We start from the raw sequence: 23,763 nt of genomic DNA, 5'->3' as shown, positions 1-23,763 counted from the left end.
TGATGGGGGTGGAGGAGGTCATGGATCATGCCGCCCTCCGTTCGGGGCTGGCCGAGTTGTCGATCAACTGGCGGATAGCGCGCTTGTTGAAGCCGAAGGTCATCAGCGCCGAGGCGCGGTAGCGCGTCAGGCCGAAGTCATGCCGGCACTCGGGCGGCAGGTACTGCAGCTGCTTCTCGGTCGGCGGCTGGCGCAGCCAGGACCGGGTCTTGAAGGCGCTCTCGTCGGTCTCGTGGGTGTTCAGCCAGTCGTCTGCCTGCGCGAGGCAGACCGTGCGCTCGCCGACACCCAACAGGTGGGGGCGTTCGCCCTTCGCCCCGCCGATGGCGTACCAAACCCCGTCCAGCCAGAAGATGCCGCCCCAGGCCGCGAAGCCCGTGGCCATCAACGCGTCGTCCGTGCCGTAGAGGTCGACCCACGCGAAGCTGGACCGCTTCAGCAGGTCGATCTCGGTCATCATGAAGCCCGACAGCGGCGCAGCTTCGCCGCCTTCGCCCGCATCCAGATCCTCGCGCGGGAACGCCTCGCCACAGAGCGGGCATTCGGTGGCGGCCAGCGGGATCTCCGCCTCGCAGGCAGGACAGGCCTTTGTCGGCGCCGCGCCGGTCTCGGTCTTGCCGTCGAGATCGACATCCTGTTCCAGCGTGCCGTGGATCAGGCTGGAGGTGCCGAAATCCAGCACGACGCAGTCGGTCTTGACGATGCCGGGGTGTTCCTCGGGGTCGACGGTGCGCAGGCCGCGGCCGACCATCTGGATCATGGTGGACTTGTAGGAGCTGGGGCGCAGCAGCACGACGCAGGAGGTGGGCGGGTGATCCCAGCCCTCGGTCAGAACCGCCACGTTGACCACAACGCGGATGCCGCCCGACGCGTAGTCGGCGAGGATCGCCTTGCGGGTCTCGGCCGCCAGATCGCCGTGGATCAGCGCGGCGGAAACGCCCGCCGCCCTGAAGGCGTCGGTAACGTGTTCGGCATGCGCGACGGTCGAGCAGAACACCACGGTCTGCCGGTCGCCAGCCTTCTCCTTCCAGTGCCGGATCACCTCGTCGGTGACGGGGGCGCGGTCCATGATGCCCGCCACCTCCGCCATGTCGAAATCAGACATGGTCTTGCGGACCGAGCGCAGCTCGTCCTGGACGCCCACGTCGATGACGAAGGTGCGTGGCGGCACTAGGTGCCCCGAGGCGATCAGCTCGCCCAGCCGCACCTGATCGGCGACATTGTCGAAGACCTCGCGCAGACCCTTCCTGTCGCCCCGGTTCGGGGTGGCGGTGACCCCGAAGATCCGGGCGTCGGGATTGGCCTCGCGCACCCGGTCGATGATGCGGCGGTAGCTGTCGGCGACGGCATGGTGCGCCTCGTCGACGACCAGCAGGTCAAGGCGCGGCATGTCGGCGAGGTTAGAGGCGCGCGCCAGCGTCGGCACCATGGCGAAGGCGACCTGGCCACCCCAGGACTTCTCGGTGGCGTCGATGACCGAGGTGGCGACGCCCGGCACCACGCGCTGGAACTTGGCGCGGTTCTGCGCCGTTAGCTCGTCGCGATGGGCGAGCACGCAGGCCTTGGCGCCGTCGCCGATCATCTCGCCGGTGACCGCCGAGAGCATGATGGTCTTGCCCGCACCGGTGGGCGCCACACCCAGCGTATTGCCGCGGGAGGCGAGCGCAGCCACGCTGCGCTCGACGAAGGTCTTCTGGCGGGGGCGCAGGCGCATGGCCGGTCTCCCCCTTACTGCGCCCAGCTCGGCCGACCGGCGTTGCCGGGGGCGGACGCGGGCTGGCTGGGCTGGGTGGCCGTGGTGGGCTGCTGCGGGGCGTGGCCCTGGGCCGGGGCGGCGGTGAACTGAGGCGCGACCGTGCCCATCAGCGCGGCGTAGTCGCGGTGATCGGGCGTGACCGCGGCGCGGATCTCGTTCTTGTCCTCGCCGTTGGTGTCGGTGCCGATGTCGATGCGGGCGATGAACTCGACCCCGTCGAGATCGCCGAAGCCGTTGATGCGGCGGCGCGCCTGCGCCTCGGGCGAGTTGTCCTTGTCGGACACGCCGCGCGCCGAGTTGAGGATGCCGCGGATCAGGCCGCGCCCCATGTTCGCCCAGTCGGGGCCCTTGGGGCTGTAGAGGCCAATCAGCGACCAGACCTTGCGCCGGGCATAGGGACCCTCGACCACCGTGTATTCGGCGTCGAGATAGACGGCGCCTGTGGCGGCGCGGCGCGCCCAGCCACCGGTCCAGCCCTGCGAGGGGTCGTCGAAGCCGCCCGGGCGCAGGGTGAGCCGCACCTTGGCGAGCGTGCCTTTCGGGATGACGTTGGTGTTGGATTGAGCGGAGTTGAAGTCGTTCCAGGGTCCGGACATTGCGCGGCTCCTTTCAGGTTGAGGATGGGACGCGCAGCGGCGTCAGAGGAGAAAAGCCACCCCGGCGACCGGATCGGGACACGGGGCATGGCGAGATGCGCTCAGCCATGGCCAGACTCCTGCGCGGGCGCGGGATCGGCCGGGGTCACCGGCGGCCAGGTCAGGCGTTCGGAGGCTGGCGCCGCGGGGCGCTGGATCTTCTCCATCAGCCGGCCGAGATGCGGCGGCTCGACCCTGTCGAGGCGACCGGAGCGGTCCTTGGCCGGATAGCCCCAGGGGTTCAGCGTCTGGCAGACGAAGGCGCGCTGCGGCTGGCCGCCCGGGTCCGGGATGTCGGCCATGGTGATGACCTGGTCGACGATCCCGGGCAGTTCGAGCCCGGTCTTCGAGCCGTCGATCTGCGGCTGGAAGACCTTGCGATTGAAGTCGTCGAGCCGCTCGTCGAGGATGCCCACGAACCAGACATGCTTGCCGCGCGTGTGCTGCAGGTGGGTCAACCAGCCGATCATCTCGCGGCCATGCAGACCGTAGGCGCCACGGATGTCGGGCTTGCCGGTTTTCTCGGAGAATGCCTCGGGCTGGCCGCGGCACCACTGGAAACAGAGCCGCCCGGCCACGGTGATCGAATCGATGAAGACGGTCTCGTATTTGCCGATCACGGCCGGGTCGCCGTAGCGCCCGCAGACCTCGTCGAAATGCGCCTGGCTGTAGGGCTGGTCCTCGCGCAGCGCCGGGTTCGGCCCGCCGATGAACACCGCGAAGTCGCGGCATTCCTTCCAGGTGCGCGGCCGGAGCGTGTCGATCTCCAGCCCCTCGACCGCCAGATCCCCGGCCTCGAGGTCGAGGAAGAGCGTGGTCGAGGCGTTCAGCGTCCAAAGCAGGCTGGTCTTGCCGATGCCGGACCGGCCGAAGATGACGCCCTTGATGCCCTTGCGTTGCGCGAGCCGTTCGTCGGCACCGATGATGGGAAGGGCCATCACTGGCCCTCCTTCTTCATCACCGCCGTGGCGGCGCGATCTGCGCCGATGCACCCCGCCTCGCGGGCGAGCTTGTAGAGCCGCTTCAGCGCGTCGGCGCGTCGGTAGGCGGCCGAGCTCTCGCGCTCCGCCTCCACGATCGCGAAGGCGATCTCGTCGACGGTGGCCTCGACGACCGGCAGCGGCTCGCGGGGCTCGTCGCTGGGGCGCTGGGGGAAGACGATGGTTTCGGGGAGGTCTTCAAGGGCGTAACTCGCCTTGCGAAGACGGGTGATGTCGTCCGGCTGGTCCGGCATGGCGGTTCTCCGTGGGATGATGTGATCGAGGAGGCGCATCACGCGGCCTCGCGGACGTCGGGCGCGGGCTCGGCGACGTAGATCGCCAAGAGCGGCGTCCCGTCGGCATGGGCGCCGGCGTCCTCGATCTGATAGTTACGGTTGGGCTCGCAGACCTCGGTCAGCTCCCAGCGGCGATAGAGCCCCGGAAGACGCCTGAAATCCTCGAGCGACAGATCGGCAGTGCGGTTCATGCGTGTCTGCTTTCGGTTGGAGGGAAGGCGCTCGGGGCGCTCGAATGGGAAAAGCCACCGGCGGGACCGGATCGGGACATCGGTTCAGGGGATTTCCTCGAGGGCGTCGTGCAGCCGGCGCATGGCGCGCTGGTAGCGCTTGCGGGCGGCGGCCTCGGTCAGGCCCAGTTCCACGGCGACCTCGGCTTGCGAGAAACCCTCGATCGCCACGCGGATCACCAGCAGGGCGTCATCGCCGAGCAACTTCCGCACGGTGCCGTTCAGCCGTGCGTACCCGGCCGCGCCGATCCCGCTGTCACCGCTGTCCGCCACCTCGTCGGGGTCGGCGCCGTCGGCGAGATGTTCGCGCGCCTGGTCGCGCTGGCGGGCGCGGATCATGTCGCGCTCCACGTTGCGCAGCACCGTGGCCGCGATCCAGTTGACGCGCCCGAGGTCGAGGCTGCGGACTGCCTCGGTGGTGCGCGCCAGAACGTCGGACGCGACCTCGTCGGCGGTGCCGAGCCGGCGCCAGATCGACCGGCGCCGGATGGCGTCGAGGCCGGGCCAGAGCGCCAGCAATAGCATAGTCAGCGCGCAGTCGGACACGAGGCCGTCGCCCTGCGCCGCCCTGACGAGCGCGGAGAGGATCACGTTCTTCCGGGCCGGATCGCCGGTCTTGCGATGCAGCCCGTCCAGCAGGGCCGCCGGATCCCGGAACGGCGCGAGGGCGGCCTGTTCACGCCGGACGGCGTCGAAACTGCGCTGGAAGTGAAGGTTGGAAGAAGAATGCATGAGGTGATCACGGATCTCGTGCCACGCGATAGACATCGGACGCCTGCCTTGCGGCCAGGCGTCCGGCGCCTTCTCGTGGCCAGGTCAGGACGTCGCGCGTCTCTGCGATTTCAGGGGGTTGGGTGAATGCGCGCGTCAGCGCGCGGGCGCGGTCGCGTGGTTCAGCGTGCCGCAGCCGCGGCAGGTGGCCTGCACCGGGAAGCCCACGAGATACTCGTGCCCCCGCGCGAAGCGCAGGTGCATGCGGCAGTCCTGGCAGACGCCGAGCAGCTTGTCACAGCGCGTGCAGCGCCATTCCGAGTTGAGGGTGGTGGGCTTGGTCTTCGCGGCGCCGGTCCAGCTCGTCTGGGCTGCCTGGCGCGAGGGGAAGGGAGTCGGCATCGGGGTGCTCCTCTGACTGAGTGAGCACCCCTAGTGACGGCCCGAATCGGAGATGGTCAGACCCCCCAAAGGGAGATCAAACGGAGATGGGTTCCTCGCACAGGGCCCAGTGGCCATGCCGGGGCGAATACAGGTACCGGTTGTTCACCTCACCCCATTCATCGCCAAACAACTGAGGGAGCTGGGAAAACCCGGCGTAATTCTTCAGCACAGCGAGCTTCACGTCGCCTTCCCGATCACGGTGCGCGATGTAGAGACGCTCGAACAGCTTCACTTTTTTCGCGCCGGTGACGATCCACGGATCCTGACCGGGCACGGTGATCTGAGCGGCACCATCGTCTTGCCTGCGGAAGTGTACAGCGGCACCCCGCGCAGCCGGATCGATCGCAGCCTCATAAGAGGAACGGACCGCATCCGCGTCGATCATGCCGGTATCGGCATCGACGTGATCCCTGAGGCTCAGGACGACATGGCAACCGAAATAGGGAAACCGAACGTCCTGCGGCACGAAGACGATCCCGCGAATGCGGTTGCCTTCACCCCGGACGAGGCGGTCGGACGCCTCGAGCACTTTGTCGACCGATGCCGCCCGAGCGAGGTAGATCGGCGCTTCGGCCAGACCGATGGTTGCGACACCCAACTGATGGAGATGATCGGCGAGTTCGCGCACGCGACCTTTCAGGCCCATCGGCTTGAGCAAGTCGCGCAGCGCGTCTCGCAGGTAATCGAAACGGATCTCGTACTCGGAGACATCCTCTGCCGGGACCGTCGACCCCGTTCCGCCTTCGACCAGTGTCAGCGTGGCCTCGTCGCTCGTGCCGTCGCGCTCGACGTTGTGAACGACTTCGCCAAGCTCATCGTCCTCGAACAGGATGACATCCGACCATCCCTTGCGTGTCAGGAAACCGGCGCCGGTCAACTCGTCGGCCGCGACACCAAGTTCATCGAGGTTCTGGCCGGACGCCTTCTCGGACGCGAGGTCGTAGAGCGTCAACAGCTGCGGAAGCTTCTCCTTGCGCTGCGGCTTCGAAAGGTCGCCGATGCGTTCCAGTACTCCCCAGGCTTCGAGGAGATCGTAGCCCAGCTCTCGCTTGGCGGGATCCCGTTCGCTCTGGATGTTCGACTTGTTCCTTCCGAAGACGTCGAACTGAAGGACACCCTTTCGCCCGCGCCCGTCCACATGCTCGATCCGGAAGCGGACCTTCGTGACATAGCCGCCGCCCGCTTTCGGGATGATCGCCCCGAAGACGCTCCTCGCAATCGCGTCGATGTCGTCCTCCGGCGCGACACTGAGGGTCACCTTCCGAGACCAGTCGCCCAGCGCGACCTGAACTTCAATGACGCCCGCCTTCTTGACCCGATGTGCTTCTTCATCGGGTATCGGCAGCTTGAGCGAGTTTCGGAAGCGAGAGAGGTTGTAAGTCTTCTGGGTCAGGGGCTTGTTCGAAATGTCGTGCTTCAGAGTATCCGCGGCGAACAGATTGGCGACGATCTTGCGTTCCACCCTGTCGCGCGAACACACCTCGATCCGTCGCCGGGCATGTGAATAGACCAGCAGCATTTCATCAGGTGGGCGGAAATAGAGCAGCTTCGTCGACTTGTCGGGCTGGACAGTTTTCTGGCTTGCATAGGCGCCGAAGAAGGTGACAGCCAGCAAGACATCCTGACTCTCACCGTTTTCGGCGGGTAGGTCGACAGCCTCCACTTTGCAGCCATCGTCATGCTGCAGGCGCTCGGCGATTTCCATAGAGAGCGCATTATGGTCGACCCCCGCGGCGGCGAGGGGAATCGAGGCATCGATTGACCACGCCTCGTATAGCGTTCCGTGCTCGCGGTAGACCCGCACCTGCATCGCACGCTCAGCGGCTTCGAACAGTGCTATGGCATGGAGGTAAGCCCAAAGGCTTCTGGCGACCGCGTCGCGCTGCCCCTTCAACCCTTCCTTCGCAGCGAACCGCGGGTCTTCGGCAAGCCGACGCAGCATCGCATCAGGCGTCTTGTCGGTCATCAGCATGACGCGACGGGCCTCGATCTCGATCAGGTTAATTCTGTCGCTCTTCAGAGCCTTCAGAGCTTCCGCCATGCTTTCGGTACGGACTTGATCTTCAGCATGGGCGGGCACAGCGGCCATTGCATCGCTTAGGAATACCGAAAACTGCGAATGCGAAAGAAATTCGCTGATCAACTGGATTGGAGATTCAATAAACAGGCGCGAAAGCTCCGGCGCCCCGCGAAACAATGCCCTTGCCACCTGGCCCTCCTACTTGCTGCCCTCACTACACTTTGCGGAACGCCAGTCTGACGATTCAATCGAACAAAACAAGACCGAAGCGCAACCTGAAGCGGCAGGAGCGCCCAACATGATCGTTCATGGGGTGATGTCCCGTTCCTGACTGCCGAGTGGCTTTTGATCGGTAAGTACCACCGAACATGGCCACCGAGACATGAAACGCCCGAACCCGCTCCCTCCCGACCAGATGACGCCCGCCGAGCGCCGCGCCGAGCTGTGCGGCCTGCTGGCGCTCGGGCTGGTTCGGTTGCGGATGCGGGAGGCCCGCGAAGTATCTGACGATACTGGAGAACGTTGCCTACACTATCCGCCCGACCAATGCCGTCATGCAACTCCAACGCACCGGAGAAATGCATGAACAAGCCCGATCCCATCCCCGCGCGCCTGGCCGCGCTCAAGACCACGCCGACGCCCGACCTGAAGCAACAGTGGCGCGACCTGTTCGACAGCGAGCCGCCGCCCTTCAACCGCCGCTACCTCGAGTCCCGCCTGGCCTACCGCATCCAGGAACTCGCCTATGGCGGGCTGAAGCCCGAAACGATACGGCGTCTGGAACGGCTGGGCGAGGAACTGGACGGCGGCGACCGATCCAAGCGCAGTGTCCGCCTCGACCGTGACCGCCCGATCACCGGCACGCGGCTGTTGCGCGAATGGCAGGGTGTCGAGCAGATCGTCACTGTCACTGCCGACGGCTTCGAATGGCAGGGGCGGCCGTACAAGTCGCTGTCCGCGATCGCCCGCGCGATCACCGGCACGCGCTGGAACGGCTGGGTCTTCTTCGGGCTCAAGAACCACAGGGGGCGGACATGACGAAGGCGCCCGAAAAATCGAGGGTCGTCCGCAAGCTGCGCTGTGCGGTCTACACCCGGAAATCCTCCGAAGAAGGGCTGGAGCAGGAATTCAACAGCCTCCATGCCCAGAGGGAGGCCTGCGAGGCGTACATCGCCAGCCAGCGCTCCGAGGGCTGGGTGCTGGTCCGCGATCAGTATGACGATGGCGGCATCTCGGGCGGGACGCTGGAGCGCCCCGGATTGAAGCGGCTGCTGGAGGATATCGAGGACGGGCTCGTCGACGTGGTCGTCGTCTACAAGATCGACCGGCTCAGCCGCTCGCTGGCGGATTTCGCCAAGCTGGTCGAGGTGTTCGACCGGAACGGCGTGACATTCGTCTCCGTGACGCAGTCCTTCAACACGACCACCTCCATGGGCAGGCTGACGCTAAACATCCTGCTCTCGTTCGCCCAGTTCGAGCGCGAGGTTACCGCCGAGCGCATCCGCGACAAGGTCGCGGCCTCTCGCAAGAAGGGGATGTGGATGGGCGGGGTGCCGCCCTACGGCTATCGCGTCGAGAACCGCAAGCTGGTCATCGACGACGAGCGCGCCGACCACGTCCGCTGGATCTTCGCCCGGTTCGTCGAGATCGGCTCCGCCACGGAGCTTGCGCGGGAGGTCGGCACTCTCGGCATCCGGACGCAGCGCGGCAACCGGATCGACAAGAAATACATCTACCGCATGCTCAGCAACCGCGCCTACATCGGCGAGGCGGTGCACAAGGGCGAGAGCTATCCCGGCGAGCATGACGCCATCATCGACCGCGAGACGTGGGACCGCGTCCACGCCATTCTGCACGAAAGCCCCCGCAAGCGCGCTGCCCGAACTCGCGCCGACACACCCGCGCTGCTGAAGGGGCTGCTGTTCGGGCCCGATGGCGCGGCCTTCTCGCCAACGCACACCCGCAAGGGCGACAGGCTTTACCGCTACTACGTCAGCCAGACCGTCCTGAAGCACGGGGCCGGATCATGCCCGGTCGGTCGCGTGCCGGCGGGGGAGATCGAGGCCGCGGTCATCGACCAACTCCGTGTCGTGTTCCGACAGCCAGAGATTGTTGCGGGGACTTGGAAGGCGGCACGTGCCCACGCCGACGGCGTCTCCGAGGCCGACGCCCGCGCGGCATTGCAGCAGCTCGACCCGCTGTGGGACGAACTCTTCCCTGCCGAGCAGGCACGCATCGTGACATTGCTGGTCGAGCGTGTCGACATCGGCACAGGCGGGTTAAACGTCCGGCTCCGGATGGATGGCCTCGGAGGGCTCGCGCGCGAGATGCTATCCGGCAGCATCGGAGCAGCGGCATGACCCGCGCGACGGCGGTCCCCGAGACGGTGACAATCCACGTGCCATTCCGCATCGTGAAGCGCGGCGGGCGCAAGGAGATGCAGCGACCCTCAGACACCCAAGCGCGCGGGAGGCCGGACGATACGCTCATCAAGGCGCTTGCGCGCGCGTTCCGCTGGAAAAGCATGCTCGACAACGGTGACTTTGCCACGGTAGCCGACCTCGCCGCACAGGAAGGCATCGCTGTCTCCTACCTCACGCGCGTGCTTCGGCTGACGCAGCTTGCACCCGATCTCGTCGAGGCGATACTCGACGCACGGCATCCACCGGGCCTGACGCTTCAGTCGCTGCGAGTGCAGATCCCTGATGACTGGTCGAGGCAGCGCGAGTCCTTGCTGCCAGGGACGGAATAAGGCTTGCGGCATCAGTCGGCCACGCTGTAGCTTCTCCGAGCCGTTGTCAGGCGAAAGAGCTGCCAAACCAAAGAATTGCGCGTTGATCTGAGCCGAGTTCTTTGACAAGCCGTTTGCTGCGCGATGGCATGTCGAAACCGGGCGAAGTAGATTGCGCATGAACGAAGCCGATACCTGCAGAAAGTTCGTCGTCCCGAAACTGCAGGAAGCAGGCTGGGATGATCGCCCGCACGCGATAAACGAGCAGAGGACTTTCACCGACGGCCGGGTCGTGTTTGTCGGTGGCAAGGCTCGCCGCGGAAAACAGAAGCGTTCAGACTATCTTCTCCGATATAATCCGGATTTCCCGATCGCCGTCGTTGAGGCCAAATCCCGCTACCGGCACGCCGCGGAGGGGCTCCAACAAGCCAAGGAATATGCCGAAATACTTGGTCTTCAATTCGCGTATTCGACCAACGGGATCGAGATCGTCGAGTTCGACTACACGACCGGCATCGAGCGAACCATTGCTGATTTCCCAGCGCCTGATGACCTCTGGGCTCGGCTCCGCCGTGCCGAGGGCATTGTCGACGACCAGGTGGCCGAACGGCTGCTGACGCCCACCTTTCCAGACCGAGCCAAACCGCTTCGCTACTATCAGGAGATCGCCGTGAACCGCGCCGTACAGGCGGCGCTTCAGGGCAGGAAGCGGGCATTGCTCACACTGTGCACCGGAGCGGGCAAGACTGCCGTCGCCTTCCAGATCTGCTGGAAGCTGTGGTCGGCACGCTGGAATTCCAAAGGGGTGAACCGGAACCCGAAGATCCTGTTTCTCGCTGATCGCAACGTCCTGGTCGACGATCCGATGGCAAAGGATTTCAGCCCGTTTGGCGACGCCCGTCACAAGATAGCTGGCGGCGTGGCGGTCAAGAGCCGCGACATGTATTTCGCGATCTACCAGTCCATCGCGCGTGACGAGAACCGTCCAGGCCTCTACCGAGAGTATGCGCGCGACTTCTTCGATCTCATCATCATTGACGAATGCCATCGCGGCAGTGCGCGCGACGACAGCAACTGGCGGGAAATTCTCGAGTGGTTCGAGCCCGCAACCCAGATCGGGATGACAGCGACGCCGCGGCGAGAGGACAACGTCGACACCTACAACTATTTCGGCGATCCGCTCTATGAGTACAGCCTCGCGCAGGGCATCGCTGACGGCTTCCTGGCCCCGTATCGCGTCCATCGCGTCATATCGGACTACGACGCTGCCGGCTGGCGTCCAACGCGGGGTGAACTTGATCGCTATGGTCGCGAGATCCCCGACGCCGAATACTCGACGCGGGACTTCGAGCGGGTCGTGGCGCTGCGTGCACGAACGCAGGCCATTGCGAGACATCTGGCGGGCTTTATGGCCGAGACCGACCGCTTCGCCAAGACCATCGTCTTCTGCGTCGACCAGGAACACGCGCTCGAGATGCGGCAGGCGCTCGCCGCCCTGAACACCGATCTCGTGAAGGACCATCCCGACTACGTCTGCCGTGTGACGTCCGACGAAGGCGATGTGGGAAGCGCGCACAGGGCGAAGTTTCAGGATGTCGAGACCCAGACGCCGGTCATTCTCACCACGTCGCAGCTTCTCACGACCGGAGTGGACGCCCCGACCTGCAAGAATGTCGTGCTCGCGCGGGTCGTGGGCTCGATGCCCGAGTTCAAGCAGATCATCGGACGGGGCACCCGCCTCAGGCCCGACTACGGCAAGCTCGCCTTCAACATCATCGACTACACTGGAACCGCGACGCGCATGTTCGCCGATCCCGCCTTTGACGGCGATCCCGTCCGCGAGGACGAAGCGGTCATCAATGCCGACGGCGACATCGTGGAAGAGCGCGAGATCGAAGACGTGGCGCCGGATCCGGACGATCTTCCTGAAGGGCCCGATATCCCGGATGGACCCGTCGAGTTGGGGGACGAGGGCGAGAACGGGCCCCGCAAGTTCTATGTCGACGGCGGCGAGGTAGCGATTGTCCGGCACCTCGTGTACGAACTCGATTCCGATGGGCGGCAGCTCGCCTGCCGCCAGCTTACCGATTACACCGGCGACAAGGTTCGCACGCTCTATCCCAATGCGTCGGAACTGCGCACGGACTGGCTTGACCCCGAACGCCGGGCGGAAATCGTCGAGCGGCTCGAGGAGAAGGGCATCGACCTAGACTCCTTGGCTGATGCAGTCGGAAAGCCGGAGGCCGATCCGTTCGATCTCCTTTGCCATCTGGCATATAACGCGCCGCTGCGAACCCGGCGCGAGCGCGCTGACCGTCTGCTGAGAGAGCAGGACGAGTTTCTGGACCGCTTCGGGCCGGATGCCCGCGAGGTCTTGGATGCCGTGCTTGAAAAGTATGCCGAACATGGCAGTGCCCAGTTCAAGCTACCCGACATCCTGGAAGTGCCCCCGTTCAACGAGTGGGGCAACGTCATCGAAATCGCCGCCCGCTTCGGCGGGGGCAAGGAGCTGCGCAGCGCCGTCACCGAGCTGCAGCGTCTGCTCTACACCGCTTGAATTGAAGGAGATCCAACTTGGCCAGAACCGCCCGTAAGAAGGCTGCGCCGAAGCAACTGACCACTGCCCAGCGTCTCGACAGCATTATCAAGTCCGCCCGCAAGATCATGCGGAAGGACAAGGGGTTGAATGGCGATCTCGATCGGTTGCCGATGCTCACCTGGATCATGTTCCTGAAGTTCCTGGACGACATGGAGCGGATCGAGGAAGGACGCGCGGAACTCGCAGGCAAGGACTATCGCCCGATCATCGAGGCTCCTTATCGCTGGCGCGACTGGGCGGCGGATGCGGATGGCATCACCGGCCCCGATCTCCTGTCCTTCCTCGTTTCCGAAATGACCGAGCGTCCGGACGGCACCCGCGGCCCAGGGCTGTTCGCCTATCTTCGCGGTCTGCGCGGCGACAACGGGCGGCGAGAGCGGCGCGACGTGATCGCGACCGTCTTTCAGGGCTTCGCCAACCGGATGGAAAGTGGCTACCTGCTGCGCGACGTGGTCAACCTGATCGACGGCATCCATTTCGACTCGTCGGAGGAAGTCCATACCCTCGGCCGCCTCTACGAGACGCTGCTGCGAGAGATGCGCGACGCGGCGGGGGACTCAGGCGAGTTCTACACACCCCGTCCGGTTGTGCGGTTCATGGTCGAGGTGACCGATCCCAAGCTGGGCGAGACCATCCTCGACCCGGCGTGCGGCACCGGGGGATTTCTGACCGAGGCCTTTCAGCATCTCGAGCGCCAGGCCGATACGGTCGAGAAGCGGCGCATCCTGCAGGAGGACAGCTTCTTCGGCGGCGAGGCCAAGTCGCTGCCGTTCCTGCTGTCCCAGCTCAACCTTCTGCTGCACGGCTTGCATGCCCCGCGCATCGACCCCGGCAACGCCCTTCGCTTCCGCCTGGCGGAGATCGGCGAGGACCAGCGGGTCAATGTCATCCTGACCAATCCGCCATTCGGCGGCGAGGAGGAGGCAGGCATCCTCAACAACTTCCCCGAGGACCGGCGCACGGCCGAAACGGCGTTGCTGTTCCTGCAGCTGATCATGCGGCGGCTGAAGCGGGCCGGGCGCGGTCGGGCCGCGGTCGTCGTTCCGCACGGCACGCTGTTCGGCGATGGCATCTCGGCGCGGATCAAGGCGGACCTGCTCGAGAAGTTCAACCTGCACACGGTGGTCCGGCTGCGTGAAGGGGTGTTCGCGCCCTACACGGACATCCCGGCCAACCTGATCTTCTTCGACACGACCGGACCGACGAAAGACATCTGGTACTACGAGATGCCGCTGCCTGAGGGCCGCAAGAAGTACTCGAAGACCGCACCGATGGCCTATGAGGAGTTTGCGGACTGCCTCGCCTGGTGGAAGAAGCGCGAGCCGAACGAGCGCGCTTGGAAGGTCTCGGCCGCTGACCTGATCCAGCGCGACGATCAGGATCGTGTCGTCGCCTGCAACCTGGACATCAAGAACCCCCATTCCGGTGAGGTCGTCGATCACCGTGCGCCGGCCGAGATCGTGGACGCGATCATCGCACAGGAGCAGCGGATCATTGGCATCATGGACGAGATCAAGGCCGTGCTTGCGGAGCGCGTGTGATGTGGGGATCGATTGCCATTTCGGACTTCCTGACCAAATCCGAAAGCTGGGTACCAGTCGAACCTGACGGTAAGTACAAGCAGATCACGGCGCGACTCTGGGGAAAGGGCTTGACACTTCGTGGTGAAGTTCCGGGCAGCGCAATCGCCGCTGCGCGACAGTACTGTGCCAAGGCCGGCCAATTTCTGCTTTCGCGGATCGATGCTCGCCACGGCGCCTATGGGATCGTTCCCGAGGAATTGGACGGCGCCTTGGTCAGCAACGATTTCCCTTGCTTCGACATCGACGCCTCAAGAGTAATGCCGCACTACTTCGAGTGGTACTCGCGCACCCCCGAGTTCATCGACCTGTGCCGTCGGGCAAGCGAAGGATCGACGAATCGAGTGCGCATGAAGGAAGACAAGTTCCTGAGAATGATGGTCCCGCGTCCGTCCCTCGACGAGCAGCGCCGCATCGTCGAAAAGCTCGACAGGGTCGCGGCACTGGTGGACGAACGCCGCAACGCCATCGAGGCGGCCGAGCGCGAAACGCAGGCGCTGCTGCTGAAAGCCTTCCAGCGCGCCATCGATGGCGCCCCCCTGCGCCCCATGGCCGAGGTCGCGCCGCTGGTGCGCCGAGAGGTCGAGATCGAAGCTACCCGGGAATACACGGAGATAGGCGTCCGCAGTTTCTACAACGGAATATTCCACCGCCGGACGATGCCTGGTTCTGAGTTCAGCTGGCAGAGCCTGTTCTGGGTGAAAGAGGGCGATCTAGTATTCAGCAACCTCATGGCTTGGGAAAGAGCTATCGCCGTTGCGGAAGCGCATGACGAGGGCACAGTCGGAAACCACCGCATGTTGACTTGCGAGGTCAATCCGAAGTTGGCGACGCCGGGCTTCCTGATGGCCTATTTCAGAACGTACGAAGGCTTCTCGAGCATCGTTGGGCACTCGCCCGGCACGATTGCCCGCAACAAGACCCTGTCATCCAAGAAGCTTCCGACGATCCTCGTGCCGACGCCGCCGGTGGAGACCCAGAAGTGGTTCGACCGCCTTCAGACGAAGGCGCACGAAGCCCGCACCATCCGCGCCAACACCGCGCAGGATGTGGAGGCCCTGATCCCGGCCATGCTGCACGAGACATTTGGGAGGCAGCATCAGGCGGCGTGAAAATCAGCCGGCCTATTTGTCCGACGCCGTTCCGGTCCAGAGTCTTGTATCTGGGCTCGGCGTCCGTTTGCCATTTGGGAGGTCGAAACGCAGCAAGCCGGCCTTTCGGTTAGTCGTCGCGATCTTGTTGAGATGTGTGGTCCGCACCGGCACTAGCTCCATCACCTCACTGGCAAGTGGCCCGAACGCGATCCCCGGTCTCTGTGACACCGTCTGCAACAGGAGTTCGGTCGCCCAACCGACATGAGCAGAGCATCCGACCCCGTCGCGATCGGTCTCGAACGCGATGATCTGGTCCTCTGGAAACAGCTGCGACTGCCTGCTTTCCTCGGTCTGGATGGCGTGGCGCGTGCGGACCGCTTCCTTCTCCACCTTTTCCTGAACTGTCCGGAAAACCTCTACGCCGATCCCGCTATGAGTGCCGAGTATCAACCGCATCTTGATCCGATCCTCACGCGGCTTTCGGATAGCCATATCGGTCAGGTAGGTGGCGACCCGGGCCTCCTTCATCTTGGCCTTCAGGAGCTGCAGGATCTTGGTCTCGTTCGAGCCCTCCGGCATCGCCTCGAAGGCATCCTTCCAAGCAGGATCTGCCAGGAAACGACCGACGGATGCCGCAACTCCATCCCAGCCAGCGTGCCTGTTCACCTCTTCAGCCATGAAGTTGAACAGGAATTCGCCGTTCAGGCTCCGCAGGAACTCAAAAACCTTGGCGGATTCAACATTCCAGCCGGTGGGATCGATGAATGTGAAGGTGAAGCCGTCCCGGCAGGCAGCGCGTATGCCGTCGAGGTTGTCTTCGAACTGGCCTGAGAACACCTGAATGTCGAACTCCGGCTTTTCGACTGCGAACTCCCGCAATTTCGCGACGGATACAGGGTTCCGTTCGCAGAACCGAAAACGGACCTTGAGGCCGGGACGTCCCATATCGAGCAAAGATCTGCGAACCGTTTCCAGTGTTTCGATGGCCTGAGAAAACGAAGCGTCGGAATACCTGTTGGTGTCAGATACCCGCCAAGGGCCTGCGAAGGCGTCCACGAAGTTGAAGACCGGCGATCTGCCTTGGAAAAGCTTGTAGGCTGCGGACTCGAGATACTTGTTGAGAAACAGATGCTTGATGAAGGACTGCTCGCGCCCGTGATAGTTTTCTATCCTGGGCGGCATCAGGCATCCTCGGGCTGCAGGGCGCGAATGATGGGTTCGGGAACGATCTGCCAGGGAAAGCCATTCCACTCTTCGCCGTCGAGAAGGCGCCCGCCGGATTTCGGTCTTGCGCCGCCCCACTGCTTGAAGAAGAACGCGACGTCGTCACGTCCGCACATGTCCCGGATCTGGCGGACCCAGCTTTCGTCCATGGGCCGAGCCCGAGGCCCGCTTTCCCCCCCGACGATGGCCCAAGCGACGCCATGCAGATCGACATTCCCGACCGGTCCGAGCAGCGGCTCGAACGAGATGAAGCGTGCGTCGGAATTGATCTGCTTCAGGTGCTCGATCCGGCTCGCGTGCGCGGCGTCCTCGACAGAAACGCCGAGCCAGATGTGACGAGGGACCGGCCCTCCATGATACCGCTTCCGAACGTAGTTGCGCATGAGCGAGCTGCGCTTGGTCAGCACCTGGTAGACGTGCCAGTCCGCCTGCTCCATTGCGTCGAACACCGCGTCGATGAATGTACGGTCGATGTCCTTGTGAAAGAGGTCGCTCATCGAGTTCACGAAGATCATCCGCGGCTTTTTCCAGAGCACGGGCTGCTTCAGCCTCGACGGCCAGAGTGTCAGGTCAAAGCCCTGCTCGTAGGGGTGTCCAGAGATTCCACGCCAGCGCTCTGCGAACCGCTCGGCGTAGCAGTTGTCACAACCGGGACCGACCTTGGTGCAGCCCGTCACCGGGTTCCACGTCGCGTCCGTCCATTCGATGTCTGACTTCTGGGCCAACTGCTCGCCTCACACTTTTTCACAACGGTAACACGCGGCTGACTCAGCACAAAGCACGAACAGCGGCCGGGGTGAGATTGGTCCCAGCTGCAGCCGAACCGCGGCGCAACAGGCGGCGTTCGATCTCTGTTCCATTCGCCATCCAGATGGATTCTCCAAATCGCGTGCATCACGGACTTCGAAAGATCACTTTAAAGCAATGACTTAAAGCTGTTCACCGGAAGCGCGGCGGTTAACAGGTGCGGAGAATATCGGCCCGGAGAGAACGCTTGTGCGCCCTTCGGGACGTGGGCCGGTTAACAGCCCCACCCGCATAACCCTCGAAAACAACGGAAAAATCCGGCCACAGCCGGATCGGGAGAACGCTTTCGCAAGGGCAAGTGGCGGAGGCGGTGGGATTCGAACCCACGGAGGAGTTGCCCCCTCGTCGGTTTTCAAGACCGGTGCATTCAACCACTCTGCCACGCCTCCGACGGCGTGGTGCTAGCCTGTGGCGGCGGGGTTCGCAAGCCCGGCTTGCGCGGGCGGGCGGGCTTCGCTACCACGGCTCTGACCGACAGGAGACGCGCATGACCGACCGTATCAACTCGCTGCAACACGGGCCCGACGATCAGGGGCGCTTCGGGATTTTCGGTGGCCGTTTCGTCAGCGAGACGCTGATGCCGCTGATCCTTGAGCTCGAGGCCGAATATGGGCGTGCGCAGAAGGACCCGGCCTTTGCCGCCGAGATGCAGGATCTGTGGACGCATTATGTCGGGCGGCCCAGCCCGCTCTATTTCGCGCCGCGGCTGACCGAGGAGCTGGGCGGGGCGAAGATCTATCTCAAGCGCGAAGAACTCAACCACACCGGCAGCCACAAGATCAACAACGTGCTGGGCCAGATCCTGCTGGCGCGGCGGATGGGCAAAACGCGGATCATCGCCGAGACCGGCGCGGGCCAGCACGGGGTCGCGACGGCGACGGTCTGCGCGCGGTTCGGGTTGAAATGCATCGTCTATATGGGCGCCACCGATGTCGAGCGGCAGGCTCCCAACGTCTTTCGCATGCGCCTGCTGGGGGCCGAGGTGGTGCCGGTGACCTCGGGCAAGGGCACGCTGAAGGACGCGATGAACGATGCGCTGCGCGACTGGGTCACGAATGTCCGCGACACCTTCTATTGCATCGGGACGGTGGCCGGGCCGCACCCCTATCCGGCGATGGTGCGCGATTTCCAGTCGATCATCGGCCGCGAGACGCGCGAGCAGATGATGCAGGCCGAGGGCCGCCTGCCCGACAGCGTCATCGCCTGCATCGGCGGCGGCTCGAACGCGATGGGGCTGTTCCATCCCTTCCTCGACGATCCCGGCGTCCGCATCATCGGGGTCGAGGCTGGCGGGCATGGTGTGGACACGCGGATGAAGCACGCGGCCTCGCTGACCGGCGGGCGCCCGGGGGTGCTGCATGGCAACCGGACCTATCTGCTGCAGGATGACGAGGGGCAGATCCTCGACGGCCATTCGATCAGCGCGGGGCTGGATTATCCGGGCATCGGGCCGGAACATGCCTGGCTGCATGATCAGGGCCGGGCGGAATATGTCTATGTCACCGATGACGAGGCGCTGCAGGCGTTCCAGCTGTTGTGCCGGACCGAGGGGATCATCCCGGCGCTGGAACCGAGCCATGCGCTGGCCCATGTCGGCAAGATCGCGCCCGACCTGCCCAAGGATCACCTGATGGTGGTGAACCTGTCCGGGCGCGGCGACAAGGATATCTTCACCGTCGCCAAGCATCTGGGGGTCGAGGTCGATCCCGGCGGCTGATGCCGCCGCAGATCGGCCGGTGAAGGCCCTGCCCGCCTAGACGCTGTCGCGGCGCGAGGGGCCGCTGCGGGCCAGCAGGATCACCGGCAGCAGGCCCACCAGCACGATGGCCAGCGCAGCCATTGCGGCGTCCTCATAGGTGCCGCGGGCGGCCTCGCCATAGAGATGCGTCGCCAGCGTCTCGAAATTCAGCGGGCGCAGCAGCAGCGTGGCCGACAGCTCTTTCATGCAATCGACAAAGACCAGCAGCCCGGCGGCCGCCACGGCGCCGCGCGACAGCGGCAGATGCACGCGCCACATGCTGCCGCTGACCCCCTGCCCCAGCGTCCGCGCGGCGTGGTCATAGCTGAGCGGGATGCGGCTGAACCCGGCCTCGATCGAGCCGACCGAGATGGCAAGGAACCGCGCCAGATAGGCATAGCCCAGGGCGACCCCCGACCCGATCAGCAGCAAGCCGGTCGAGCGGCCCAGAAACTCGCGCGCGCTCTGATCGATGAAGCGGTCGAGGCCGGCGACCCAGATCAGGATGCCAAGCGCCAGCACCGTACCCGGCATGGCGTAACCCAGCGTCGCCACGCGCTGCGCGATCAGCAGGCCGCGCCGCGGAAAGGCGCGGGCGGCATAGGCCACGGCCAGCCCGGAAGCCAGCACCGCAATGGTGGCAATGGCCGACAGCAGGAAGGTGTTGCGGGCCTCGGTGAACAGCGACTCCGAAAGCCCGGCGAAATGGAACCGCTTCCACGCCTCGACGGCCAGATAACCGCCCGGCACCAGAAACCCCAGCAGCACCGGCGTCGCGCCCAGCAGCAGGGCCAGCAGCGCCCACCGCCCGGTCAGTTGCTGCGGCGCAAAGCTGCGGTCGCGCTGCGCGTTGGCGGCGTAGCGCTGGCGGCGGCGGGCCCAGCGTTCCAGCGAGACCAGCAGCACGACCATGATCAGCATGGCCAGCGAGATCTGCGCCGCGCCGGGCAGGTCCGACCGCGTCACCCATGTCGTATAGATCGAGATGGTCAGCGTCCTCACGCCCAGAAACTCGGACGCGCCGATATCGTTCAGCGTCTCCATCAGCGCCAGGCTGACGCCCACGGCGATGGCCGGACGCGCCAGCGGCAGCGCCACCTGACGAAAGATCGCGCTGCGGCTGGTGCCAAGGGTGCGCGCGGCCTCGATCAGGTTCGCGGCCTGGGTCTGGAACATCGCCCGCACCGGCAGATAGACATAGGGATACAGCACGAAGCTGAGCAGCAGGATCGCCCCGGCCATCGAGCGGATGTCCGGCAGCCGGAACTGGCGCGGGCTGTCATAGCCCAGCACCGCCCGCACCGCGCCCTGCACCGGCCCCAGCGGGTGCAGCAGGTCCAGATAGGCATAGGCGATGATATAGGTCGGCACCGCCAGCGGCAGCAGCAGCGCCCATTCCAGCATCCGCCGGCCGGGGAAATCATAGGCGGTGACCAGCCACGCGCTGGTGGTGCCGATCAGCGCGACCAGCACGCCCACGCCCAGAAGCAGCGTCACCGTCTGGCTGATCGCGTGGGGCAGCACATGCGCGGCCAGATGCGACCACAGCCCGGCCGACCCGCGCGAGGCCTGCCACAGCAGCGCCAGCACCGGCATCGCCACCAGCGCGGCGATGACATAGCTGGCCGCAATCCAGGCCCGGCCGCGGATGCGGCCGGACCTGGCATGTCGGCGTTGCGAAGTCTCGGTCGTGGACGTCATACGGTCACCCCGCAGCGCCCCTACCCCGTTCGCGGCCGGGGATCAATTGTCGAAGCCGACCTTGTCGACCAGCTCGCTCGCCTGTTTGCGGTGCTTGACGATCTCGGTCAGGGGGGTGCTGTCGACCTTGAGCTCGCCGAAATCGGCGACCAGCGGATCAAGCGGCGCGCCCGGCTTGACCGGGTGTTCGTAATTCGCCTCGGCATAGATCTTCTGCGCCTCGTCCGAGACCAGATATTCCAGCAGCTGCACCGCCTCTTCCTTGTGGGGGGCGTGCTTGGCCACGGCGGCGCCGCTGATGTTCACATGCGTGCCGCCATTCTCGAAGGTCGGCAGCAGCACTTTGATCGCGTCGCCCCAGGCCTTTTGCTCTTCGCCGCCATCGCCCGACCGCATCCGGCCGACGTAATACGAGTTCGCCACCGCGATGTCGCAGATGCCGCCCAGAATGTCCTTGGCCCCGTCGCGGTCGCCGCCGCCGGCCTTGCGGGCCAGGTTGTCGCGCATCCCGGTCAGCCAGGCCTCGGTCTCGGCCTCGTCGTGATGGGTCAGGAAAGCCGAGAACAGCCCGGTGTTATAGGGGTGCTGGCCCGAGCGGATGCACAGGCGGCCCTTCCATTTCGGGTCGGCCAGATCCTCGTAAGTGATCGAGTCGATGTCCAGATCCTTGGCCGCATAGACGACGCGGGCGCGGGTCGACAGCGCGAACCAGTTGTTGTCGGGGTCGCGCAGCTCTTCGGGGACGTTCGCCTCCAGCACGTCGGACTCGATGGGCTGGGTCAGCCCCTTGTCGACCAGATCGGCCATGTTGCCGACATCGACCGCCATCAGCACATCGGCAGGCGAAGAGTCGCCCTCGGCCTCGACACGCTCGGCCAGCCCGTCCTTGAGGAAGACGGTGTTGACCTTGATCCCGGTCGACTCGGTAAAGGATTTCAGCAGCGGCTCGACCAGACCCGGCTCGCGCGAGGTATACAGGTTCAGCTCATCCGCGGCGAGCGCCGCGCCGGCGGTGGTCATCAACATCGCGCTGCCCAGCAGGGCGGCGGTCAGGCTGTGGGGTCGGGTCATCCGGTCTCTCCGATAAGGGCCGCGCCGTCAGGGCGGGGCTTCGTTCCGGGGACAGGTTTAATTGGTTGACCCAAACAGTCAACCATTAAAATGGTCAGGATCTCGGCGGCCCCGCGCGCACGCCCTCGCTGGCCGCCAGCGGCAGCGCGCCGTCTTCAAAAATGTGGATCTGCGCGCCGTTCAGGCGCAGGCTGACCTTTTCGCCCACCCCCATCGGGATGCGTTCATGGCTGTGCATTCGCAGCGGCTTGAACAGCGGGTGGACGCTGACCTCGATCTGCTCACTTTCGCCGATGAAGGTCTTGGACACGATCCGGGCCGAGATGCCGGCCCCGTCCGCCTCGACCGACAGCGCCTGCGGTCGGATGCAGGCCAGCGCGGGCGAGCCTTCGGGCAGGTCGAGCGTGCCGGCAAAGCGGCCGATAGGCGTTTCGATCTCGCCATGACGCCAGATGCCGACCAGCCGGTTGCAGGGGCCCATGAACTCGGCCGCATAGGCGGAACGGGGGCGGTCATAGATGTCGAAGGGCGTGCCCTGCTGCTCGATCTTGCCGTCGCGCATCAGCACGATCATGTCGCCGATGGCCAGCGCCTCTTCCGGGTCGTGCGTCACGATGATGGCCGTGGTGCCAAGCTGGTGCAGCAGTTCGGTCGTATCGCGGCGCACACGTTCGCGCAGGCCCCGGTCGAGGTTCGAGAACGGCTCGTCCATCAGCAGGATGCCCGGCTGCGGCGCCAGCGCGCGGGCCAGCGCCACCCGCTGCTGCTCGCCCCCCGACAGCGAGTGCGGAAAACGCGGCAACAGCGCGGTAATGCCGATGCGTCCGGCGATCTCGTCGATCCGCTGCGCGCGGGCGGCGCGGTCCAGATGCTTCAGCCCAAAGGCGAGATTGTCGCGCACACTCAGATGCGGAAACAGCGCGTAATCCTGGAACATGAAGCCGATATGGCGGTTCTCGGGCTGCACGAAGATGCCGTCATCGGCGATGGGTTCGCCATTCAGCTCGATCCGCCCGCCATCGGGCCGGTCCACCCCCGCGATCAGGCGCAACAGGGTCGATTTGCCGCAGCCCGAGGGGCCGAGAAGGCAGGTGATATGCCCCTGCGGCACGGTCAGCGAGATGTCGGACAGCACTTGCCGGCCCGAGAAGCTGCGCATCACGCCGGTCAGCGCCAGCGCGGGTATCGCGTCCTCGACAGCGGTGCGGGGGGCGTGGATGCTGTCCATGATCGGCTCCGTCTCTATCGGGCGGCGGTCGGGCCGCGCAGCTTGCTGTGTTAGCACCGCTGCGCGAAATATCCAACGGCGGCGGGCGTCACAGCTTGGTCATGATCCGGCGCAGGCGGTCCACCCGCTCGGCCGGGGCCATGGGCAGACGCGCCTGCCCCGACAGCGAGATCATCCGCGACAGGAAACTGTCCTGCGCCAGCGCACGGTCGAACAGCGCCGTCAGGATCGGCCGCAAGGGCGAGGCGATCTGCAATCCGCGCTCGATCCGGGTCAGGATGTTGTCGATATCGCCCGATGTGGGTGTGAACAGGGTCTGCAAGCCGTCGCCGATCTCGCCCCCCGCCCGCAGCCGGGCCTGCGGCGGCCAGGGGCGCGGCGAGTGATACAGCCGGATCTCGGTCTCGGCCAGCTTCAGCGTGCTGACAAAGACGCTGCCGATCATCCCCGCCGCACGGTCGGTGTCATTATCGGCGGTGTCCACCACGGTGTCGCAGATCGAGGCCAGCCAGCGGCTGTTCATTGCCGCCGCCAGTTCCGGCCCCGTCTCGGCCAGCATCCGGCGGAACAGGGTCAGCGCGCGCTGGTCGCCCGCGTCGCGGCGCAGGCAGACGATGGTGCAGGCGCAGAGCAGCGCCAGATAGGGCCGCCCGGCGAATTCCGGCTGCAAGCGCTGGAAATGCACATGCAGCCGCGCCGCGCGTCGGGTCCAGGGCGGCTGCGGCGTGCCGGGGACGGTCGCGGTCAGAAACGCGGCCAGCGGAACATCGGGCGCCGGCAGGACCGCGCCCACCTCGCCGGACTCGGCACTGGTCGGGGCGAAGAGTGCGGGCCAGAGCGGCCTGATTGTCTCGGCAGGCGGCGCGGGATCGCGCCCAGCAGGTTCGGCGGGGATCGGCCGGGCGGGGTCGGACAAGG

The 23,763-nt window shown here is 65.3% G+C and carries 21 protein-coding genes and 1 tRNA gene; 7 read left to right on the top strand and 15 right to left on the bottom strand.

Features of this window, described 5'->3' with window-relative positions; translation table 11 throughout:
• Nucleotides 1-25 precede the first annotated feature (25 nt).
• From CYR75_RS04110 to CYR75_RS04080, 8 genes are all read right to left on the bottom strand, one after another.
• A complete protein-coding gene (locus CYR75_RS04110; protein WP_101498961.1) occupies nucleotides 26-1,714 on the bottom strand; it encodes a DEAD/DEAH box helicase in 1,689 nt (562 codons plus the stop codon).
• A 14-nt stretch (nucleotides 1,715-1,728) separates the two neighbouring features.
• A complete protein-coding gene (locus CYR75_RS04105; protein WP_101498960.1) occupies nucleotides 1,729-2,352 on the bottom strand; it encodes a hypothetical protein in 624 nt (207 codons plus the stop codon).
• Nucleotides 2,353-2,453: 101 nt separating this feature from the next.
• Nucleotides 2,454-3,329 (bottom strand): ATP-binding protein, encoded by an 876-nt coding sequence (locus CYR75_RS04100; RefSeq protein ID WP_101498959.1) that lies wholly within the window; start codon nucleotides 3,327-3,329, stop codon nucleotides 2,454-2,456.
• Nucleotides 3,329-3,625: a hypothetical protein gene (locus tag CYR75_RS04095; RefSeq protein ID WP_101498958.1), complete on the bottom strand. Its 297-nt coding sequence runs from the start codon at nucleotides 3,623-3,625 to the stop codon at nucleotides 3,329-3,331. The genes CYR75_RS04100 and CYR75_RS04095 overlap by 1 nt, the downstream gene beginning before the upstream one ends.
• 38 nt (nucleotides 3,626-3,663) lie before the next feature.
• Nucleotides 3,664-3,858 (bottom strand): hypothetical protein, encoded by a 195-nt coding sequence (locus tag CYR75_RS04090; RefSeq protein ID WP_018303655.1) that lies wholly within the window; start codon nucleotides 3,856-3,858, stop codon nucleotides 3,664-3,666.
• An 84-nt stretch (nucleotides 3,859-3,942) separates the two neighbouring features.
• Complete coding sequence (locus tag CYR75_RS04085) at nucleotides 3,943-4,665, bottom strand: RNA polymerase sigma factor (protein WP_101498957.1); 723 nt, start codon at nucleotides 4,663-4,665, stop codon at nucleotides 3,943-3,945.
• A gap of 99 nt (nucleotides 4,666-4,764) precedes the next feature.
• Complete coding sequence (locus CYR75_RS15950; RefSeq protein ID WP_158644568.1) at nucleotides 4,765-5,010, bottom strand: hypothetical protein; 246 nt, start codon at nucleotides 5,008-5,010, stop codon at nucleotides 4,765-4,767.
• Nucleotides 5,011-5,086: 76 nt separating this feature from the next.
• The gene (locus tag CYR75_RS04080) at nucleotides 5,087-7,261 is read right to left on the bottom strand and encodes a hypothetical protein (protein WP_158644567.1); all 2,175 of its coding nucleotides are present in this window, start codon (nucleotides 7,259-7,261) and stop codon (nucleotides 5,087-5,089) included.
• Between the two features lie 393 nt (nucleotides 7,262-7,654).
• Between CYR75_RS04080 and CYR75_RS04070 the strand changes: the two genes are divergently transcribed.
• The 6 genes from CYR75_RS04070 (at nucleotide 7,655) to CYR75_RS04045 (ending at nucleotide 15,094) form a co-directional block, all read left to right on the top strand.
• Nucleotides 7,655-8,110 carry a DUF2924 domain-containing protein gene (locus CYR75_RS04070; protein WP_101498954.1) on the top strand — a complete coding sequence of 152 codons (456 nt, stop codon included), beginning with the start codon at nucleotides 7,655-7,657 and terminating at the stop codon, nucleotides 8,108-8,110.
• Entirely contained in the window at nucleotides 8,107-9,432 is a 1,326-nt protein-coding gene (locus CYR75_RS04065; protein WP_101498953.1) for a recombinase family protein, read from the top strand. The genes CYR75_RS04070 and CYR75_RS04065 overlap by 4 nt, the downstream gene beginning before the upstream one ends.
• The gene (locus tag CYR75_RS04060) at nucleotides 9,429-9,824 is read left to right on the top strand and encodes a hypothetical protein (protein WP_101498952.1); all 396 of its coding nucleotides are present in this window, start codon (nucleotides 9,429-9,431) and stop codon (nucleotides 9,822-9,824) included. The genes CYR75_RS04065 and CYR75_RS04060 overlap by 4 nt, the downstream gene beginning before the upstream one ends.
• A 157-nt stretch (nucleotides 9,825-9,981) precedes the next feature.
• Complete coding sequence (hsdR, locus tag CYR75_RS04055) at nucleotides 9,982-12,360, top strand: EcoAI/FtnUII family type I restriction enzme subunit R (RefSeq protein ID WP_192876681.1); 2,379 nt, start codon at nucleotides 9,982-9,984, stop codon at nucleotides 12,358-12,360.
• A 17-nt stretch (nucleotides 12,361-12,377) separates the two neighbouring features.
• Nucleotides 12,378-13,943, top strand: coding sequence for a class I SAM-dependent DNA methyltransferase (locus tag CYR75_RS04050; protein WP_225972831.1), 1,566 nt, complete (start codon nucleotides 12,378-12,380; stop codon nucleotides 13,941-13,943).
• A complete protein-coding gene (locus tag CYR75_RS04045) occupies nucleotides 13,943-15,094 on the top strand; it encodes a restriction endonuclease subunit S domain-containing protein (RefSeq protein ID WP_101498950.1) in 1,152 nt (383 codons plus the stop codon). The genes CYR75_RS04050 and CYR75_RS04045 overlap by 1 nt, the downstream gene beginning before the upstream one ends.
• 12 nt (nucleotides 15,095-15,106) lie before the next feature.
• Here CYR75_RS04045 and tcmP read toward each other — a convergent pair whose 3' ends face one another.
• The 3 genes from tcmP to CYR75_RS04030 all read right to left on the bottom strand — a co-directional run bounded on the left by tcmP (nucleotide 15,107) and on the right by CYR75_RS04030 (nucleotide 17,496).
• Nucleotides 15,107-16,258 carry a three-Cys-motif partner protein TcmP gene (gene tcmP / locus CYR75_RS04040; RefSeq protein WP_101498949.1) on the bottom strand — a complete coding sequence of 384 codons (1,152 nt, stop codon included), beginning with the start codon at nucleotides 16,256-16,258 and terminating at the stop codon, nucleotides 15,107-15,109.
• On the bottom strand, nucleotides 16,258-17,025 hold the full coding sequence (locus CYR75_RS04035; protein ID WP_101498948.1) for a DUF5131 family protein: 768 nt from the start codon (nucleotides 17,023-17,025) through the stop codon (nucleotides 16,258-16,260). Before CYR75_RS04035 ends, tcmP begins: the two co-directional genes overlap by 1 nt.
• Nucleotides 17,026-17,406: 381 nt before the next feature.
• A tRNA-Ser gene (locus tag CYR75_RS04030) sits at nucleotides 17,407-17,496 on the bottom strand.
• A gap of 98 nt (nucleotides 17,497-17,594) precedes the next feature.
• Here CYR75_RS04030 and trpB point away from each other — a divergent pair.
• Nucleotides 17,595-18,824 (top strand): tryptophan synthase subunit beta, encoded by a 1,230-nt coding sequence (gene trpB / locus CYR75_RS04025; RefSeq protein WP_101498947.1) that lies wholly within the window; start codon nucleotides 17,595-17,597, stop codon nucleotides 18,822-18,824.
• 36 nt (nucleotides 18,825-18,860) lie between these two features.
• On the opposite strand, the gene CYR75_RS04020 is transcribed toward trpB, so the two are convergent.
• The 4 genes from CYR75_RS04020 to CYR75_RS04005 form a co-directional block, all read right to left on the bottom strand.
• Nucleotides 18,861-20,546 (bottom strand): ABC transporter permease, encoded by a 1,686-nt coding sequence (locus CYR75_RS04020; protein WP_101498946.1) that lies wholly within the window; start codon nucleotides 20,544-20,546, stop codon nucleotides 18,861-18,863.
• A gap of 42 nt (nucleotides 20,547-20,588) precedes the next feature.
• Nucleotides 20,589-21,617 (bottom strand): Fe(3+) ABC transporter substrate-binding protein, encoded by a 1,029-nt coding sequence (locus tag CYR75_RS04015; protein WP_101498945.1) that lies wholly within the window; start codon nucleotides 21,615-21,617, stop codon nucleotides 20,589-20,591.
• 94 nt (nucleotides 21,618-21,711) lie between these two features.
• On the bottom strand, nucleotides 21,712-22,845 hold the full coding sequence (locus CYR75_RS04010) for an ABC transporter ATP-binding protein (RefSeq protein WP_225972830.1): 1,134 nt from the start codon (nucleotides 22,843-22,845) through the stop codon (nucleotides 21,712-21,714).
• A gap of 88 nt (nucleotides 22,846-22,933) precedes the next feature.
• Nucleotides 22,934-23,761 carry a hypothetical protein gene (locus CYR75_RS04005; protein ID WP_158644566.1) on the bottom strand — a complete coding sequence of 276 codons (828 nt, stop codon included), beginning with the start codon at nucleotides 23,759-23,761 and terminating at the stop codon, nucleotides 22,934-22,936.
• Nucleotides 23,762-23,763: the final 2 nt, after the last annotated feature.

The organism is Paracoccus jeotgali, from assembly GCF_002865605.1.
Lineage (GTDB): Bacteria > Pseudomonadota > Alphaproteobacteria > Rhodobacterales > Rhodobacteraceae > Paracoccus > Paracoccus jeotgali.
The sequence above is the reverse complement of the archived record's forward strand: the minus strand, read 5'-3'. Positions and strand labels throughout refer to the sequence as shown.

Coding starts and splice junctions, on each gene's coding strand:
- CYR75_RS04110 (WP_101498961.1), bottom strand. CDS start 1,714: ATGCGCCTGCGCCCCCGCCAGAAGACCTTCGTCGAGCGCAGCGTGGCT.
- CYR75_RS04105 (WP_101498960.1), bottom strand. CDS start 2,352: ATGTCCGGACCCTGGAACGACTTCAACTCCGCTCAATCCAACACCAAC.
- CYR75_RS04100 (WP_101498959.1), bottom strand. CDS start 3,329: ATGGCCCTTCCCATCATCGGTGCCGACGAACGGCTCGCGCAACGCAAG.
- CYR75_RS04095 (WP_101498958.1), bottom strand. CDS start 3,625: ATGCCGGACCAGCCGGACGACATCACCCGTCTTCGCAAGGCGAGTTAC.
- CYR75_RS04090 (WP_018303655.1), bottom strand. CDS start 3,858: ATGAACCGCACTGCCGATCTGTCGCTCGAGGATTTCAGGCGTCTTCCG.
- CYR75_RS04085 (WP_101498957.1), bottom strand. CDS start 4,665: ATGTCTATCGCGTGGCACGAGATCCGTGATCACCTCATGCATTCTTCT.
- CYR75_RS15950 (WP_158644568.1), bottom strand. CDS start 5,010: ATGCCGACTCCCTTCCCCTCGCGCCAGGCAGCCCAGACGAGCTGGACC.
- CYR75_RS04070 (WP_101498954.1), top strand. CDS start 7,655: ATGAACAAGCCCGATCCCATCCCCGCGCGCCTGGCCGCGCTCAAGACC.
- CYR75_RS04065 (WP_101498953.1), top strand. CDS start 8,107: ATGACGAAGGCGCCCGAAAAATCGAGGGTCGTCCGCAAGCTGCGCTGT.
- CYR75_RS04060 (WP_101498952.1), top strand. CDS start 9,429: ATGACCCGCGCGACGGCGGTCCCCGAGACGGTGACAATCCACGTGCCA.
- hsdR (WP_192876681.1), top strand. CDS start 9,982: ATGAACGAAGCCGATACCTGCAGAAAGTTCGTCGTCCCGAAACTGCAG.
- CYR75_RS04045 (WP_101498950.1), top strand. CDS start 13,943: ATGTGGGGATCGATTGCCATTTCGGACTTCCTGACCAAATCCGAAAGC.
- tcmP (WP_101498949.1), bottom strand. CDS start 16,258: ATGCCGCCCAGGATAGAAAACTATCACGGGCGCGAGCAGTCCTTCATC.
- trpB (WP_101498947.1), top strand. CDS start 17,595: ATGACCGACCGTATCAACTCGCTGCAACACGGGCCCGACGATCAGGGG.
- CYR75_RS04020 (WP_101498946.1), bottom strand. CDS start 20,546: ATGACGTCCACGACCGAGACTTCGCAACGCCGACATGCCAGGTCCGGC.
- CYR75_RS04015 (WP_101498945.1), bottom strand. CDS start 21,617: ATGACCCGACCCCACAGCCTGACCGCCGCCCTGCTGGGCAGCGCGATG.
- CYR75_RS04010 (WP_225972830.1), bottom strand. CDS start 22,845: ATGGACAGCATCCACGCCCCCCGCACCGCTGTCGAGGACGCGATACCC.